Here is a 17,704-nt window from a genome sequence, read left to right as displayed (position 1 = left end):
TTGCCACTGTACAGGCCGGTCGATCTCCCGCATCCTGCCCTTACTGAGAGGAGGAAGCTCAGTGCAAGAACAATTTTCACTCGGGCCCGATTGGGCCGGCAGGAGTGAAGCGATCCGCCGCCGGCGCGATCATCAGGGAGGAAGACATGACAATCCGCAAGATGCTTCTGGCATCGGCCGCTATTGCTTGCGCCGCGATGCCCGTTTCCGCCTTTGCCGACACGTCGGCCAAGAAAATCGCCCTTTCCAACAACTATGCCGGCAACTCGTGGCGCCAGGCCATGCTGACGAGCTGGGGCAAGGTGACGGGCGAGGCCGTGAAGGCCGGCACCGTTGCCGCAGCCGACCCCTTCACCACCGCCGAGAACCAGGCGACGGAGCAGGCCGCGCAGATCCAGAACATGATCCTGCAGGGCTATGACGCCATCGTGCTGAACGCCGCCTCGCCGACGGCGCTGAACGGTGCGGTCAAGGAAGCCTGCGACGCCGGCATCACCGTCGTTTCCTTCGACGGCATCGTGACCGAACCCTGCGCCTGGCGGATCGCCGTCAACTTCAAGGAAATGGGCCGCAGCGAAGTCGAGTACCTGTCGAAGAAGATTCCGGACGGCGGCAACCTGCTCGAGATCCGCGGCCTTGCCGGTGTCTTCGTCGATGACGAGATCTCGGCCGGCATTCACGAGGGCGTCAAGCAATTCCCGCAGTTCAAGATTGTTGGCTCCGTTCACGGCGACTGGGCGCAGGACGTGGCGCAGAAGGCTGTTGCCGGCATTCTGCCGAGCCTGCCCGACATCGCCGGCGTGGTGACGCAGGGCGGCGACGGTTATGGCGCCGCACAGGCGATTGCCGCGACCGATCGGAAGATGCCGATCATCATCATGGGCAACCGCGAAGACGAGCTGAAATGGTGGAAGGAGCAGAAGGACGCGAAGGGCTACGAGACCATGTCTGTGTCGATCGCGCCCGGCGTCTCGACCCTCGCATTCTGGGTGGCGCAGCAGATCCTCGACGGCAAAGAGGTGAAGAAGGACCTCGTCGTGCCCTTCCTGCGCATCGACCAGGACAATCTCGAAACCAACCTCACCAATACCCAGGCCGGCGGCGTCGCCAATGTGGAATACACGCAGGCGGACGCAATCAAGGTCATCGAGTCGGCAAAGTAAATCTCCCGGCGACTGCCGCGCGGCCGCAATTGGCCGCGCGGCATTCTTTGCGAAGCAGGCATGGCGGGCAGCATGGATGAGGTTTTGAAGGCGGTGATCGCCGTCGAGGGCGCCAAGGTGAGCTTCGGCGCGGTCAGGGCACTCGACGGCGTGACCCTCCGCGTCATGCCGGGCGAATGCGTCGGGCTGGTGGGACACAATGGCGCCGGCAAGTCCACCATCGTCAGCGTGATCAACGGCGGCCTCACGCCGCACGAAGGAAGCGTGGCGAGCGACGGCGAGCGGCTGGAGCGCTACGGTATCAACGCGGCGCGTGCCCGCGGCGTGCGCTGCGTCTTCCAGGAGCTATCGCTCTGCCCAAATCTTTCGATCGTCGAGAACACGCGTATCATGCATCGCCATCTCGGCGGCTTCGGCTGGCGCAGGCGCGCCGCAGAGATCATCGAGAAAAGCCTCGATGCCGTCTTTCCCGGCCACGGCATCGACAGCAGCCGGACTGTGGGCGATCTTTCGATCGCCGAGCGGCAGATGGTCGAGATATCAATGGCCTTTTCCGACGCCGGCATTGCGCCGCGTCTGGTGATCCTCGACGAACCCACTTCGTCGCTCGATGCAAGCCTTGCCCGGCAGATGCTCGATCATGTCCGCCGCTTCATCGCCACGGGCGGGTCCGTCATCTTCATCTCGCATATCCTGCACGAGATCCTCGAAACCTCCGATCGCATCGTCGTCATGAAGGACGGCCGTGTCGTCGCCGAGCGCCCGGCGCAGGGCTTCGACCATCACGGCCTGGTGGAAGCGATGGGCACCGTTGCGAAGGAGGAGACCAAGCAGCGCTCGGCGCGCGAACAATCCACCGCCCCGCTCATTCTCTCCCATCAGGCGAAAGGCCTGCCCTTTGCGGCGCGCAAGGGTGAGATCATCGGACTGGCGGGTCTGGCCGGCCACGGGCAGACCGAGCTGCTGCTCGCCCTGCATGCCGCCCAATCCGGCAATTGGCTGCCGGAGCGCGATCCGCTCGTCACCTTTGTCGCCGGCGACCGACGCCTCAACGGCGTCTTCGAGCTGTGGAGCATCCTGCGTAATTTCTCCATCGCCTCGCTCGGTGACCTCTCCCAGCGCGGCCTCATCCGCGCGGGCGAAGAGGAGACGAAGGGCGCTGACTGGAAGCGGCGGATCGAGATCCGCACGCCCGATATGGACAATCGCATCCTGTCGCTTTCCGGCGGCAACCAGCAGAAGGTGCTCTTTGCCCGGGCGCTGGCGACACGCGCGCCTGTCGTCTTGATGGACGATCCGATGCGCGGCGTCGACGTCGGCACCAAGCAGGAGGTCTACGCGATTATCCGCGAGGAAGCGGCGCATGGCCGGACCTTCATCTGGTACTCGACCGAAATGGACGAGGTCCGCCTCTGCGACCGTGTCTATGTCTTCCGCGAAGGCCGCATCACGGCCGAACTCGCCGGCGACGCCGTCAACGAGAAGAATATCATCGCCGCCTCCTTCGAAGGGGTCGCCGCATGACGGTCCGGCTGTCGTCCGACGCCATGCGTCTTGCCATTCCCGCCTTGTCGCTGACGCTACTGCTTGCCGCCGTCTTCTGGCTGCAGCCGCGCGCCATGAGCTATGTCGGACTCAACCTGCTGTTCAACCTGGCTGTGCCGATCGCGCTGGCGACGATCGCCCAGATGATCGTGATGGCGGTGAACGATCTCGATCTCTCGATGGGCACATTCGTCAGCTTCGTCGCCTGCGTCACCGCGACCTTCCTGCGGGATGCGCCTCTGATGGGCGTGCTGATTCTTGCCGGGGCGATCGCAACCTATGCGGCGCTTGGCGTCGTCATCTATCTGCGCGACCTGCCCTCCATCGTCGTGACCCTCGGCATGAGCTTCGTCTGGGGCGGCCTTGCCGTACTGCTGCTGCCGGCGCCGGGCGGACAGGCGCCCGATTGGGTACGCTGGCTAATGACCGTCAAGCCGCCGCTGGCGCCGATGGCGATCGTCGCCAGCATCGTCATCGCCGTGGTTGCCCATCTCCTCGTCATGCGCTCCTCGCTCGGCGTGCTGATGCGCGGCATCGGCGGCAACCAGCGCTCGGTCGAGCGCGCCGGCTGGTCGATCGTCGCGGCGCGCGCTGCCGCCTATGGGCTTGCCGGCCTCTTTGCGGTGCTCGCTGGCATTGCCCTTGTCGGCCTGACCACCTCGGCCGATGCCAATATCGCGCTGCGCTACACGCTGCTGTCGATCGCCGGCGTGATCCTCGGCGGCGGTGAGTTCATCGGCGGCCGCGTCTCCCCGATCGGCGCCGTCATCGGCGCGCTGACGCTGACGCTCGCCGGCTCGTTCCTCTCCTTCCTGCGGATCTCGCCGGACTGGCAGATCGGGGCTCAGGGCGCAATCCTGATCATCGTGCTCGCACTTCGTCTGATGCTGAACCGCCTGGAAAAGCGGGAGAAGCGCCGATGACCCCTCTCCTTCGCCTCTTTCGCAAACCCTGGATCTGGTCGTGGCTTGCCGCCTTCATCGTCTGGTTCCTGACGATCATGGTGACGCTCGGCGCCAGCACGCTCGGCCTGTCGCAGGCAGCCCTCACCTTCGCGGCCTTCTCGGTCATCGTCGGCATCGGCCAGATGTTCGTCATCACGCTCGGCCCCGGCAATATCGACCTCTCGGTTCCCGCCACCATGACGCTTGCCGGCACGGTGGCGCTGAAGCTGATGAACGTCGAAAACGGCATGATCCTGCCCGGTCTTCTCGTCGCCATCGTCATCGGCCTCGTGGTCGGCCTCGGCAACTATGCGCTCATCAAGGCGCTGCGCATTCCGCCGATCATCGCCACGCTGTCCATGAGCTTCATCGTGCAGTCCGCCGCGATCTGGACGAACCGGGGACTGCGCATCAAGCCGCCGAGCATGCTGGCGGAATTCACCACGTCGCACACGCTCGGCGTGCCGAATGTGGCGATCGTCGCACTCCTCATCTCGCTGCTGGCCTGGTTCCTGCTCGAGAAGACCATCTATGGGCGCTGGATCTCGGCGATTGGCCAGAGCATGCCGGCAGCCCGCATGGCCGGCATTCCGGTCGACGGCACGCGTTTCGTCACCTACCTCTTCTGCGCCGTTCTTGCCTCGGTCGCGGGCTATCTGCTCGCCTGCTTTTCCGGCGGCGCGGCGCTCAACATGGGCTCGGAATATCTCTTGATGTCGATCGCCGTCGTCGTGATCGGCGGCACGGCGGTCGCCGGCGGCGATTCCAACGTTCCGGGCATCTGGGGCGCATCGCTCTTCATGTTCCTGGTCGTCTCCATGCTCAACACCTACGGGCTCGGCGCGGGCATCCGCCTGATCATGACCGGCCTCATCATCATCAGCGTCATCATGCTCGCCGGCGGCCGCCGGGCCGGCATGCGATAATTGGGAAGACCGCCATGGCCGAGGCCAGCATCTACGAAATTCACGACCCGCGCTTCCGGCAGTTGATCGTCACAAGCGCCGGTCTCGACGAACTCTATTCCGGCTGCCGGTGGGCGGAGGGGCCCGTCTGGTTCAATGATGCGAACCAGCTCTTATGGAGCGATATTCCCAACCAGCGCATGCTGCGATGGACGCCGGAGGCCGGCGTCTCCGTCTACCGCCAGCCCTCCAACTTCACCAACGGCCATACACGCGACCGGCAGGGACGGCTGATTTCCTGCGAACATGGGACGCGCCGCGTCACCCGCACCGAGGTCGACGGCTCGATCACCGTGCTCGCCGATCGTTTCGAGGGCGCCAGGCTCAATTCGCCGAACGACGTGGTGGTGAAGTCGGACGGCACGATCTGGTTCACCGATCCCACCTACGGCATCATGTCCGACTATGAAGGCTATCGCGCCGAGCCGGAGCAGGCGACCCGCAACGTCTACCGGCTCGATCCGGCAACCGGCGCGCTTTCCGCCGTCGTCACCGATTTTACCCAGCCGAATGGCCTCGCCTTCTCGCCCGACGAGACGATCCTCTACGTCGCGGATTCGGCAGCCAGCCACGACGAAAACCTGCCGCGCCACATCCGCGCTTTCGACGTGGTCGACGGCCAACGGCTCGCGAACGGCCGCGTTTTCTGCCTCATCGACACCGGCATCCCGGACGGCATCCGCACCGACGTGAGCGGAAACCTCTGGTCGAGTGCCGCCGATGGCGTGCATTGCTTCGACCCCACAGGCAAACTGATCGGCAAGATCCGCGTCCCCCAAACCGTCGCCAACCTCACCTTCGGCGGGCCGAGACGCAACCGGCTGTTTATTGCGGCAACACGGTCTGTTTATGCGGTGTACGTTGCTGTGAGTGGGGCTCAGATGCCGTGAGGGTTTGGCCTCGACCGTATTCGAACCGCGGACCCTCAGTGACAACGTTCGCGGCTAGCCAGTTCTTTGTTTTAGGCTACTACCTTATCTCTAACCTCACCAGCATATGACGAGGCCTCAGGCGATCGCCCGAGGCCCGATAATATCAGGCGACTATGTGTTCTGCGCCATCGCTAATGCGAAAAGCCTGGCTTGTCTCTCAGCAAACGCGCGCGGGTTGGTCGGCCTGTCGCCGTCCAAGATTCGCGCTTCATCGAGGAGAAGCCAGGCAGCATCTTCCCGAAAGGCCTGATCTTTCATCGCGGCGATGGCCTTCACCAGACTACTCTGCGCATTGACCTCGAGGACCGGTTTCGATGCGGTCTGTAGCCTGCCTGCCCCCTGGAGTATTTTCTCGAGTTGTCGATCCGGGCCATGTTCAGAGGCGACAAGGCAAACCGCACTCTCGGTCAATCGGCCAGAGACGCGGACATCGGCGACTTCCTGCCCAAGGAAACCTCGAGCAAAGTCGATAAACGCGGCAACTTCCGGAGAGGCTTCATGCTTGCTGTCGCCGCCCTCATCGTTGCCGGCTATGTCGTCCAGATCGGACAGGCCCTGCGTGATCGATTTGAATGGCTTGCCTTCAAAGTCCCGGGCATTTGTTGTCCAGAAGCTATCGACGGAATCTGTGAGCAGGAGGACTTCGATCCCCTTGGCGCGGAAGCCTTCGAGCTGTGGCGACGCATTCAGTTGATCAAGGGAAAGGCCCGTGATGTAGTAGATCGCCGATTGCCCTTCTTTCATGTCACGCAGGTAGTCGGCCAGACTGCGCGTTGCCTCGCTCGACGCGGTGCTGCGGAAACGAGACAGCTTGAGCAGCTGGGAGCGGCGTTCAAAATCGTCGTAAATCCCCTCCTTGACGATTGCCCCAAATAGATCCCAGAATTTGCCGAACGTCTCGGCATCACCCTCGGCCATCTTTTCCAGCGCCGTTAGCACGCGACTGGTGACACCTTTGCGGATGGCAGCAAGGATCGGGCTATCCTGGATCATCTCGCGCGAGATGTTCAGCGGCAGATCCGACGTATCGACGATACCTCGCACGAACCGCAGATAGCGTGGCAGCAACTCTGCTTCATCGGTGATGAAGACGCGCTTCACGTAGAGTTTCATGCGACCGTGACGATCTGCATCGAAAAGATCGAACGGCTGCGAGCCGGGTATAAAGGCAAGCGCCGTATATTCATGGCGGCCCTCGGCGCGGAAATGGATATTGGTCAGCGGCTCGTCGTACTGGCCGGATACACCGCGATAAAAATCGTCGTAATCCTGCTTTGATATCTCGCTCTTGGGCTTGGTCCAGAGCGCCGCACCATCGGTGACTTGAGAAGCCTCGGCACCTTCCTTCTCCGCGAGGCGGATGGGAACCGGCACATGGCCGGACTGGTCGCGGATGATCTTTTCGACCGTCCATTTGCTGGTATATTTTTTTGCGTCGTCCATCAGATGCAGCACGACACGCGTTCCCGTGACGGGCGCTTCGCTGAGGTCAACAGCCACGATCTCATAGCTACCCTTGCCATCGGACGACCATTTCCAGGCTTGCCCCTCCCCGGCGCGCCGGGAGATTACATCGACCTTGTCGGCAACCATGAACGAAGAATAGAAACCAACGCCGAACTGGCCGATCAACTCGGCTTTCTCCCCCGCTTTGGCCGCCTCCAGCCGCTCCATGAAAGCGCGAGTTCCAGACCGCGCGATCGTGCCGAGCGCGTCGATCATCTCGTCGCGGCTCATTCCGATGCCATTATCCTCGACGACAAGGGTCGAAGCCTCATCATTGAGCGTGACCCGAATTTCCGGCTCAGCTCCATCTGTCGAGAGCTGCGGCCGGGAAATCGACTCGTAACGCAGCTTTTCGCAGGCGTCCGCCGCGTTGGAAATCAGCTCTCGGAGGAAGACGTCCTTGTCCGAATAAACCGAGTGCACCATCATGTGCAGCAGCCGGCTGACATCAGCTTCGAATGCATGTTGCTCAGGCTGCCGTTCTTGTACTGTGGTCATCGATAATCCCCATTTCGCAGAAACCGGGCGTCAGATGGTTTTTGTGCCGGTAATTGTCAAGCGGTGGCGGCGGGTAACTTATCGGTCGCCAGCGATGGCCTATCCTGCACCGTGAGCCTACCAGTTCGCGCCGTTTCGCAATGGCGCGCGAGACCCGCGAGCGCTCTACCTTGAACCCGACATCGTCGCTCTTGAAGAGATTCGAACTGTGGCAGCAGATCGCCGCGCAATTGGTCCATTCGATCAACTGAAGGGCCAAACACCCAAAACCAAGACGCAAGGCTGGATGGTACCGGAACCGAACCGCGCCCGTCAAATGACGGACGCGGCTCAGCGGGAGGCGCCGGAGGATCAGTCTATCCGATTGCCTTCGGCGGAGAAGAGGTGGATTTTCTCGGATTTGGGCGTGAGGTGGATTTGCTGGTCGGGCTTTAAATCGACCCGCCGGTGCAGCACGATGGTTGCCGTCTGCGTGCCGACACGCACCGAAAGATGGGTCTCCGCACCAGTCGGCTCGACAGTCAGCACGGTGGCCGGAATGCCTGTCTCAGCAATGTCGAGGTCTTCCGGGCGGATGCCGTAGGTGCACGCCGCGCTTTGGCTCAATTGCGGCGGAAGCGGTAGGGAAACGCCGCCTTCGATACGGAAGCCGCCGTCGCTGACGCCACCCTCGAAGAGGTTCATCGACGGCGAACCGATGAAGGCGGCGACGAAGGTGTTATCCGGGCGGTCGTAGAGATCGAGCGGCTTGCCGATCTGCTCGATCCGGCCGGCACGCATGACGACGATCTTGTCGGCCATGGTCATCGCCTCGATCTGGTCGTGGGTGACGTAAACGATGGTCGTGCCAAGGCGCTGATGCAGCTCCTTGATCTCGCTGCGCATGGTCACCCGCAGCTTGGCGTCGAGGTTGGACAGCGGCTCGTCAAACAGGAACACTTTCGGATGGCGTACGATGGCGCGGCCCATGGCGACGCGCTGGCGCTGGCCGCCGGAAAGCTGTTTCGGCAGGCGCTCCAGCAGGGGTTCAAGTGCGAGAATGCCGGCGGCTTCGCTCACCAGCTTGTTAATGGTCGCCTTGTCGCGTCCCTGCAGCTTGAGGGCAAAGCCCATATTTTCGCGCACCGTCATGTGCGGATAGAGCGCGTAGGACTGGAACACCATGGCGATATCGCGCTCCTTCGGCGCGACGTCGTTGACGACGCGGCCATCGATACGGATTTCACCGCCGCTGATATCCTCCAGCCCCGCCAGCATGCGCAGAAGCGTGGACTTGCCGCAGCCGGACGGTCCGACGAGCGTGACGAACTCACCGTCCTCGATATCCGCGGAAACCCCGTGGATTACCGAGGCTGCGCCGTATTGCTTCAGAACCCGGTCGATTGCTACCGATGCCATTGTCTGTCCTCCCTCACAGTTTCAATTGCCAGACGCCGGCCTTGGCAACGGCGCCGGTGAGCGTTGCCGAACGTGCGGCGGCAAAGCCCGGAATGCGTTTGGACCCCGTCCAGCGGCCGTTGTCAGCGAAGACCTCGATCGAGCCGGCATCGAGGAAGACGCGCAGGCTCGACGGTTTGGCGCCGGTGGCGATGTAACGTGGCGGCGTCTTATCGGTGCGGGCGTCGAAGACAATCGCCAGACCATCGGCATCGAGTTTCACGCCTAGATCGACATCCGGATGATCGAAGGTGAGATCGAAGGCGGCGCCCGGCTCGGTGAGATCAAGTGTGATCTCGACGGCGCCGGTGCCGAACGGCACGGTCTTGCCGGCGGCAAGCGCGGTGTCGTCCAGCAACTGATGGCGCAGGCTTTCGACGGCTGCGACCGGCGGGGTCAGCACGGTGTCGCCATCGAGAAGCACGCGGCGCGGCAGGGTCATGGCCGTCGGGAAATCGTCCTTCTTGGAAAAATCCGTCCAGTTGGCGAGCCAGGCGATGCCGACCGGCTCGTCGCCATCAACGAAGGCCTGGAAGGCATAGGCATCCGAACCGAAATCCAACTCCTGTTCGAACTCCGCGGTGAAGGTGCGGCCATCGAAACCGCCGACGGTGACGGAGGTGAGGTTGCGGCGGCCGGTGGCCGGGTCGCGGCTGGTGAGCAGACCGAAGATCAGCGCCCAGCGGGTTTGTCCGTTTTTCCAGGAAAGCGGCACCATGCAGGGGCATTCCGCCGCCGTCATGCCGAAACCGTCCTCGCGATGGATGATGCCGAGGAAGGTCCAGCCATCGGCACCTTGCGCGTCTGCGGTTTCGTAGAGCAGGACGACGCCGCCCTGCCTGTCGCGGCTGCCGAGCAGCATCTTCCAGCGGCCGTCCGGGCCTTGGAAGACATAGGGGTCGCGGAAATCGGTGGTGAGGTTCAAGCCTTCCGGACGCAGCGGCAATATGGTTTCCGGCGGGCCGGCGACGATGCCGTCGCGGCTGACGGCGGAAAGCTGGATTTGCTCTTCCGGTTGCCGGTCACGCACATGCTCGGTGTAGAAGACGCGGATTTCCTCGCCTTCCGGGCCGGTGCCGGGGATCGCTGAGCCGGAGAAGGCGCCGCCACGGCCATCGTCCTTTTCCGATAGATGCGCCGCCGGGAAGAGGAAGATGGGCAGATGCGTCCAGCGGACGAAATCCTTCGAGACGGCATGGCCCCAGTGCATGGTGTTCCAGCGCGGCTCATGAGGATAATGCTGGTAGAAGAGGTGACCGTTTCCGCCGAACCGTCCAAAACCGTTCGGATCGTTCATCCAGCCAAAGGGCGGGCGGAAGTGGTAGCTGTCGGGCACGTCGGGAGCGGCGGTGCGGGCATCGCTGTGGAGGACGCTGATGCCCTCCTTCATCACGGTTTCCGGCCGGAAGGCATAAGCGACGGAGAGCGCTGTGGTTGCCGCATCATAGGACAGCGTGGCCCAACCGCCTTTCGCGAGCGTCACAGCGAAGAATTCAAATTCCCCCGTGCGGCGGGTCGAGGGCTCGCCGATGTCGTTGCCATCAACGGCGACGAAGAGCTTCGCCTCACCGCCGGCATGGCGCGCCTTCAGCCAAAGATGCAGCACCGTGCCTTCGGGGAGCGCCGCTTCGATGGTTTCAGGTGCTGACGTTTCGGACTTGGCCTGCAGAGACATAATCAACCTTTCACGGCGGAGCCGACGAATGAACTGACGAACCAGCGCTGGAAAGCCAGATAGAGAATGAGGACCGGGATCATCATCAGCACCGAGGCGGCCATGGCGCGGTCCCAGTAGATGCTGTCCTGTCCGAAGAAGGTGGCGATGGCGACGGCAATCGGCCGAGCATAGTCGGTCTGGGTGACCAGCGTCGGCCAGAGATACTGGTTCCAGCTTTCGATACCCATGAGGATCGAGACCGTGGCGAGCGCCGGCAGGCTGAGCGGCATGTAGATCGACCGGTAGATGCGGAAGGCCGATGCGCCATCCATTTCCGCCGCTTCATAGAGTTCCTTCGGCAGCTGCGCGAAGAACTGGTAGAAGAGGAAGACATAGAGCGGGCTTGCCACCCAGGGCAGGATCTGCACCGCGAAGGTATCCGTCAGCCCCGCCCGCGACATCATGACGACGAGCGGCATGATGATGCTTTCCTGCGGGATGACATAGAGCGCGACGACCAGCGCCAAGAGGACCGCCTTGCCGCGCAGCGAGCCCCAGGCCAGAACGAAGCCCGCCATGGAATTGATGACCAGACCCGAGACGACTGTGGCGACGAGGATCACCAGCGAATTGAAGAGATATCGGCCATAGGCCAGCTCGCCGGAGAAATGGGCGATCTCCTTGTAGTTCGACAGCGTCGGGTCGCTGACCCAGAAGGCGCGGAAACTGCCCATGTCGGCGAGGATGCGGAAGCGGTCGTCCTTCAGGCTGGCGATCAGCAACATGAACAGCGGCGAGATCATCACCAGCGCGATGACCAGGATGCAGAGGCTCTGCACGATGCGCAGGCTTCTCTTGCCGCTGCCCGTTGCGATTGCCAGCGGGGCTGGCTGGCTCAAAGCGATATCAGACATCGAAGCGCCTCAGGAGTTTGCGTTGCAGGAGCGCGATCAGAAGAACGATGACGAAGAGGATGACGGAAACGGCCGATGCGTAGCCGAGTTTCTGCTCCTCGAAGCCGGCGCGCACCATGTAGTGGACAACGGTTTCGGTGCTTTCCTTCGGGCCACCCTGGGTGAGGATCGCCACCTGCGTATAGAGCTTGAAGGCCTGGATGGTGGTGATAACAAGCACGAAGACATGGGTCGGGCGAAGGCCGGGCATGGTGACGTGCCAGAAGCGGCGCAGCGCGCTTGCCCCGTCGATGCGGGCGGCATCGTATAGTTCTTCGGGAATGCCCTGCAGGCCGGCGAGATAGATGATCATCTGAAAGCCATAGGCCTGCCAGGCCGAAAGCAACACGATGGAGAACATCGCCCAGTTGGGGTCGCCGAGCCAGTCGATCGGCTGGATCGTGCCGCCGGAAAGTAACCCGACGATCTGGTTGAGCGGGCCGCTCGGATACTGAAACAGCGTGCCCCAGATGACGCAGACCACCACCATGGAGGTGATCGCCGGCAGGAAGAACAGGCCGCGCAGCAGGTTCTGCATCGGCAGCTTCTGATGCAAGAGCAGCGCGGTCAGGAAGGCGAGGCCGCACTGCACCGGCAGCACCCAGATGGTGAAGCGCGTAACGTTCCACAGCGCGGTCCAGAACAACGGATCGGTGAAGACGCGCTCGAAATTCAGGAGGCCGACGAAGCGCACCGGCGTCGGGCGCGGCACGAGCGGCTGGTTGGTCATCGCCGTCCAGAAGGACAAAAGGAACGGCGTGATCAGGAATATCGTCAGAAGCAGAACGGCAGGCGCGATCATCGCCATTTCCTGCCAGAGCCGCTGCTTGTCGCGGCGTCTTGCCGGACGCCGCAAAGCGGGCGTGGAGGTCTGTTGCAAAGTCACTGTTTCCTCCTCATCGGTATCGTCCGGAGATGGTGTAGGGCCGGCCCGAGAACCGGCCCCGTCAAAACCTCTTACTGCTGCTCGTCGAAGGGCGGGTAGCCGGCGTTGTCCTCGATGTCCTCGTCGATCTTCTTGGCAGCGGCCGTCAGCGCTTCCTGCGCGTCACCACCGTTGAATATCTTGTCGACGGCCTGCATGAAGGCCGAGGTGATCGTCGGATAGGCCGGGTGCGGCGGACGGGCGATCGCGGTCTTGGAAGCCTGCTCAAAGGCGATGGCGAGCGGACCGCCTTCCGCATAGAGCGGGGATGCGGCGGCGAAGCTCTTCAGGCCCGGATAGGCAGACTGGGTTTTGGCGTACTCCCGGTACTCCTTGTCCTTCAGCAGGAAGCTCAGGAACTTGCCGGCGATCTCAGGGTTTTCCGAGGTTGCGGAAATGCCCCAGATCCAGGTTCCGTTCGGGCTCACGCCCTTGTCGCCGATCTTCGGCAGCGGCATGACGACGATATTGTCCTTCATCGCTGCCGATGCCTCGGCGTAGAACCAGTGGCCGCCCATGGCGAGTGCGGCCGGCTGTCCCTCGGCGTAGAACTGGTTGGTGCCCGACGACGTCGGTACCACCCAGCCCTTCTTCACCCAATCCTGCATCATCGTCAGCGCCTTGACGCAGGCCTCGCCATCGAGCGTGCCGCTGGCCTTCCAGGTCTTGCGGTCGATCAGGTCGCAGCCGGCGCTTTCGAGCAGGGGGCCGTAGGCATAGGTGATCCACTCGGTCTTGATGCCGTAACCCCGGAAGGTGTCGATCGGCCACTTCACGCCGTCGAGCTTGGACAGCTTTTCGAGATAGCCTTCGAACTCCTCGCGGGTCCAGGCATCGTCGACCGATTTCGGAATGCGGGCGCCAATGGCTTCTAGATATTTCTTGTTGCCGTAGAGCACGACCGAGGAGTCGGTGAGGCCGAGCGCATAGAGGTCCTTGTCGATCGGATAGGTGCCCTGGGCGATATTCGAATCCGTCATGTCATCGAGCAGATCCTTGTCAATGAGCGGCTTGACGGGCTGCAGATAGCCGGACCAGACATAGTTGGCGAGGAACGGAGCATCGAGCTCCATGATATCGGGCAGCTGCTTGGCCATGACGGCGGCGCTGAACTTTTCGTTATAGGCATCATGCGGCGCGTAGATCATCTCGATGTCGACATCGGGATTGGCGGCCTCGAAGCGGGCGGCAACGTCGCCATAGGCCTTCACCCAGCCGGGATCGCCCTGGTGCATAACGTGGATGACGGTCTTCGCCTCGGCAAAACCGGCGGTTGCGACCAGCGCGGCGGACGCGAAGAGCGCGGAAAGTAAACGATTACCCATCGAAGTCTTCATTGATATTCTCCTCCTGTTAGACAGTATTCGATGTTCAGACGGATGCCCGTTCGACCAGATGGAACGGCAGTTTCCGCAGATGCGGCGGTTCGGGCTGCTCGGCCAGGAGGATCTCCATGGCAAGGCGGCCCATTGCGCGGTGCGGCAGGGCCATCGTCGTCAATGGCGGGTCCAGCCGCGAGGCAAGCTCGACCTGGTTGTCGAAGCTTGCCACCGCGATATCATCCGGAATGCGAAGGCCGGCGCGGGCAAGCGCCGCATAGACTTCCATCGCCACGCGGTCATTGCCGCACAGGATGGCATCAGGCCGTTGACCGGATTTCAGAAGCGCCTCCACATGAGAGGCAACAAGGCTGGGCGCGCGGTCGCTGTAGACGCTGCGGCGCACTGCCGGCAACACGCCGACGGGGTCGATGCCCCCCTCCTCAAGCGCCGCGCGAAACCCCATCTCGCGCAGCGTGCCGGCGAGAATGCCCGGCAGGTTGATGAAGGCGATGCGCCGTCGGCCGGCGGCGAGGAGATAACGCACGATCTCCCGCGCGCCGCCCTCTTCGTCCGGCACCAGCGCGGTGACGCGGCCGGCCGCCTCGCGGCAGTTGATCATGACGCCGACCGTGCCCGCCAACCTGTCCGACAGCGCCACCTCCTTGTGGTACATGGCGGCATAAGCAATGGCGCGCGGCCGAAACTGCTGCACCTCGTCGAGCACCGAGCCGATAGACTGGCCGCTGCTGTGGTTGACTGCAAAGACCGCCATGCCGGCGCCGCGGGCCGCTCCGTCGAGGCCGCGCACGATCTCGGTGGCGAAGGGCGAAGTGATGAGGCCGTCGGAGACGACGCCGACCAGCGGCAGCCAGCCCTGACGCACGCCGCGCGCCGCAAAGTTGGTCACGTAGCCGAGTTCTTCCGCGATGGCCTTGACCTTCTGGCGCGTATCGTCCGACATGCGGGCGGAGCCGCCGTGCAATGCGCCGGAAACCGTCTTCACCGAGACGCCCGCACGTTCCGCGATGTCAGAAAGCGATACTGCCACGATCCTCACCATCCTCCTTGGGTGATCGATTACCCAATAGTGGCGGCGGACACCTTTTGTCAAGCGGCTTTAATGCGCACGCTCGGCGTTCCGAACACCTATCTGTCGACATCAATCCTTACCGATCTCCTCGACAACCAGCGCCGACACGCTGCTTGCAGTGGCGCAGTTGGCGACGCCGTGAACGACAAAGGAACGAATAGCGGTCGGCGAGGCGGGGCTTTGTCGGTCATTTGCCTGGCATTTGCCCCACAACGCAGATCAAAACGTGACCGCCGCTTCCTCTCTGCCATACAGCATTCATATCTCGGGAATGTCACGTCTTGTTTGCATGTGGCATCGGCAGCTTGGACAGGCTTTCCGGAAGCCCCAGGAACTCGGCGATATTTTCGATCGTCTCGGCCGTGGTCATGTCAATTTCAAGCAGTTGATGTGGCCGGCCGCGAAAAAACCGTCTGATCAACTCGTTTCTGGTCAGATAGGCCCGGATATACTCGTCTTTATCGAAGAGTTTCTCCCATTCTATCGCATCCTCGCCGATGTCGAAAAGTGAATGAAACTTGTAGTCAGGCGTACGCATCAGGAAGGCGTAGGCATGGGCTTCCGCACAGTACCCCCTAAAAATATATTGGTCTTGCTGGATATGTTCCTTGGTTATCTGGCTGCCGTCGGCGAGGCCAAAGCGCTTGGCCGTAAAACGCATTTGGGAGCGAAACCAGTCTTCCGGATCTCGGACCGTCAGGATGAAACGCGAGTTGGGGAAGAGCGCGTCGAGGGCGATGAAAACTTCGCTTTCGGCAAACGGACTGTCCTGAAAAGCATCGGCATTTTGCACATAAGCAATGAGCTTACTGTAATCTCCCCGGCGAGCCGAGTAGCTTGTCAACTCGCCCTCAACCTGATTTCCGACTTTCAGGCCGCAGAGCGTAAAAACGTCGGCCAGAGTCGTCGTCCCGGTCTTGTGACCGCCTATCCCGAATACCTTGTTGAAACTCCGTCTGGATGCAAGGGCGCTTCGAGCTTCAGCAATATGCCTTGCTAATAAATTGTTCAAAAAACATCTCCTGTGCAATCGCTCCGCTGAGGGTGGGCGTCGAGCAATGTCTCGATCTGGATGGCAAGCTGATCGGGATCGGAACCCACCGTGCGAAGACAGAGCTCCGGATTCTCTGGTGGCTCATAGGGGGAGCTGATTCCGGTGAAGTGTCTGATCTCGCCGGCGATCGCGCGCTTATAGAGTCCCTTCGGATCGCGCTTGGCGCATTCCTCTATTGGTGTGTCGATGAACACTTCGAAGAACTCGCCTTTTTCCATCATCTCGCGGGCAAGCTGCCGTTCTGCACGGAACGGCGAGATGAAGGAGACGAGCACAATGAGGCCTGCATCGGCCATCAGCTTGGCCACTTCCGCAACGCGGCGGATGTTTTCGATGCGGTCCTCATTGGTGAAGCCAAGGTCGCGGTTGAGACCGTGGCGAATATTGTCGCCATCCAGCACATAAGTCGAGCGCCCTTTGCCGTGGAGCAGTTTCTCGACACTATTGGCAATGGTCGACTTGCCGGATCCTGAAAGCCCGGTAAGCCAAACGACGGCTGGTCGCTGATTCAGCAGGGCCGCACGCGACTTGCGGCTAACCTCAAGCGCCTGCCAACGAATATTTTCCGTTCGGCACAGGGAAAGATCGATCATAGCGGCGCCGACAGTCAGATTGGCCATCGGTCGATCAGAATGAAATTGCAGGCGTTACGTTTGCCATGATGGCGTTCACGCTGCAGCTTCCGCCCTCGATCCGGTGTTCAAGACGAAATGAGATGGACGACCAAAGATATGACGTGGCGGCGGATGTTGACGTGCTTGTGATCACGGGCGCTCCTCTATGATGGATAAGGGAGGTGTGAACGCATTACAGAACCTTTAGGTACTGTAAATAAGAAGCTACCCAATTGCAATAGCGATCTTTGGTAGCGCGGGCGTGAGGGAAGCGGCCCATTGTGTACCACGGCGTCGATTTTCGACCCCGGTAAACCGTTCTCTGCAGCAGTCAGAAAAGCCCTTTCAATTCTGAAGGATATGCTGCCGGACGAGTTCCTGCAACCGCTCGGTTTCGCCAGCGGCGATGGCGTCGATCATCATGTGATGTTGGCGGCCGGATTGCTCGATACGGGCGCGGGTGCGCCATTGGGATACCGGGGCAGACGAGGTGCGCTGGCGGATTTCGGTGATCAGGTCGACCAGTTCCAGATTGCCGCCGAGGACAAGCAGCTGGCGGTGGAAGGCGAGGTTTGCCTCGTAGAGCTCCAACATCGTGCCGTTCAGCACCATCTGGTCGAAATGCTCGGCAAGCGTCCTGAGCGTGTCGATGTCCTCGGGCGAGGCATTCTGCACGATCGTTCCGGCAATGGCCGTTTCGAGGATGATGCGGATCTCGCTGACCTCGCGGGCGCGGCGGCCATCCGGCTCGTAGACATGGTAGCCACGGTTCGGCACATGTTCGACCAGCCGCTTCTGTGCGAGGCGATCGAGCGCGCGGCGCACTTCCGGGCGGGTGCAATTGTAGCGCCGCTCCAGATCGATCTGCTTCAGCCAGGTTCCCGGCAACAGCACGCCGGCCAGAATGTCCTGAAGGACAAGGTCCGTCACATCGCGCGTGTCGGAAGCCGCCTGCTGCTGGTCCATCACGACGTCTGCCATTCCAAATCCCCTGTTTCGCATCACCGTTAACACGCCCGATCGAATTTTTGTAGGCGTTCGAACGTCTTAGAAAAATGTCCAAAATTTATTCATGCATACGGATTGCGCAGAAAAATTT

14 protein-coding genes and 1 pseudogene are annotated in these 17,704 nt (G+C 61.8%); 5 read left to right on the top strand and 10 right to left on the bottom strand.

Features of this window, described 5'->3' with window-relative positions; translation table 11 throughout:
* Window positions 1-146 precede the first annotated feature (146 nt).
* From FHT75_RS18880 to FHT75_RS18860, 5 genes are all read left to right on the top strand, one after another.
* Window positions 147-1,163, top strand: a complete 1,017-nt coding sequence (locus tag FHT75_RS18880; protein WP_047613375.1) for an ABC transporter substrate-binding protein — start codon at window positions 147-149, stop codon at window positions 1,161-1,163.
* A 72-nt stretch (window positions 1,164-1,235) separates the two neighbouring features.
* On the top strand, window positions 1,236-2,687 hold the full coding sequence (locus FHT75_RS18875) for a sugar ABC transporter ATP-binding protein (protein ID WP_047613377.1): 1,452 nt from the start codon (window positions 1,236-1,238) through the stop codon (window positions 2,685-2,687).
* Window positions 2,684-3,631 carry an ABC transporter permease gene (locus FHT75_RS18870; RefSeq protein WP_047612102.1) on the top strand — a complete coding sequence of 316 codons (948 nt, stop codon included), beginning with the start codon at window positions 2,684-2,686 and terminating at the stop codon, window positions 3,629-3,631. Before FHT75_RS18875 ends, FHT75_RS18870 begins: the two co-directional genes overlap by 4 nt.
* A complete protein-coding gene (locus tag FHT75_RS18865) occupies window positions 3,628-4,578 on the top strand; it encodes an ABC transporter permease (RefSeq protein WP_047612104.1) in 951 nt (316 codons plus the stop codon). The genes FHT75_RS18870 and FHT75_RS18865 overlap by 4 nt, the downstream gene beginning before the upstream one ends.
* A 14-nt stretch (window positions 4,579-4,592) precedes the next feature.
* Window positions 4,593-5,507 (top strand): SMP-30/gluconolactonase/LRE family protein, encoded by a 915-nt coding sequence (locus FHT75_RS18860; protein ID WP_047612106.1) that lies wholly within the window; start codon window positions 4,593-4,595, stop codon window positions 5,505-5,507.
* 153 nt (window positions 5,508-5,660) lie between these two features.
* On the opposite strand, the gene htpG is transcribed toward FHT75_RS18860, so the two are convergent.
* The 10 genes and pseudogenes from htpG to FHT75_RS18810 all read right to left on the bottom strand — a co-directional run bounded on the left by htpG (window position 5,661) and on the right by FHT75_RS18810 (window position 17,586).
* Complete coding sequence (gene htpG, locus FHT75_RS18855; RefSeq protein WP_183845131.1) at window positions 5,661-7,553, bottom strand: molecular chaperone HtpG; 1,893 nt, start codon at window positions 7,551-7,553, stop codon at window positions 5,661-5,663.
* A 351-nt stretch (window positions 7,554-7,904) separates the two neighbouring features.
* Entirely contained in the window at window positions 7,905-8,951 is a 1,047-nt protein-coding gene (locus FHT75_RS18850; RefSeq protein WP_047614602.1) for an ABC transporter ATP-binding protein, read from the bottom strand.
* Between the two features lie 13 nt (window positions 8,952-8,964).
* Window positions 8,965-10,665, bottom strand: coding sequence for a beta-fructofuranosidase (locus FHT75_RS18845; RefSeq protein WP_047614604.1), 1,701 nt, complete (start codon window positions 10,663-10,665; stop codon window positions 8,965-8,967).
* 2 nt (window positions 10,666-10,667) lie between these two features.
* On the bottom strand, window positions 10,668-11,561 hold the full coding sequence (locus tag FHT75_RS18840) for a carbohydrate ABC transporter permease (protein WP_028757242.1): 894 nt from the start codon (window positions 11,559-11,561) through the stop codon (window positions 10,668-10,670).
* Window positions 11,554-12,486 carry a carbohydrate ABC transporter permease gene (locus FHT75_RS18835; RefSeq protein ID WP_183845130.1) on the bottom strand — a complete coding sequence of 311 codons (933 nt, stop codon included), beginning with the start codon at window positions 12,484-12,486 and terminating at the stop codon, window positions 11,554-11,556. The genes FHT75_RS18840 and FHT75_RS18835 overlap by 8 nt, the downstream gene beginning before the upstream one ends.
* Window positions 12,487-12,557: 71 nt before the next feature.
* Window positions 12,558-13,850 (bottom strand): ABC transporter substrate-binding protein, encoded by a 1,293-nt coding sequence (locus FHT75_RS18830; protein WP_047613379.1) that lies wholly within the window; start codon window positions 13,848-13,850, stop codon window positions 12,558-12,560.
* Window positions 13,851-13,896: 46 nt separating this feature from the next.
* A complete protein-coding gene (locus FHT75_RS18825; protein WP_047612116.1) occupies window positions 13,897-14,907 on the bottom strand; it encodes a LacI family DNA-binding transcriptional regulator in 1,011 nt (336 codons plus the stop codon).
* Window positions 14,908-15,211: 304 nt separating this feature from the next.
* Complete coding sequence (locus tag FHT75_RS18820) at window positions 15,212-15,949, bottom strand: sulfotransferase (protein WP_047612118.1); 738 nt, start codon at window positions 15,947-15,949, stop codon at window positions 15,212-15,214.
* Window positions 15,946-16,661, bottom strand: a pseudogene (gene cysC / locus FHT75_RS18815) (adenylyl-sulfate kinase); the annotation flags it as partial. The pseudogene cysC and the gene FHT75_RS18820, both read right to left, overlap by 4 nt.
* A 289-nt stretch (window positions 16,662-16,950) precedes the next feature.
* Complete coding sequence (locus FHT75_RS18810) at window positions 16,951-17,586, bottom strand: GntR family transcriptional regulator (protein ID WP_183845129.1); 636 nt, start codon at window positions 17,584-17,586, stop codon at window positions 16,951-16,953.
* Between the last annotated feature and the right edge of the window lie 118 nt (window positions 17,587-17,704).

The sequence above is a fragment of the Rhizobium sp. BK112 genome (genome assembly GCF_014193215.1).
Taxonomy (GTDB): Bacteria; Pseudomonadota; Alphaproteobacteria; order Rhizobiales; family Rhizobiaceae; genus Rhizobium; species Rhizobium anhuiense.
Note: the sequence above shows the minus strand (reverse complement) of the source record. Positions and strands in the feature narration are given on the sequence as shown.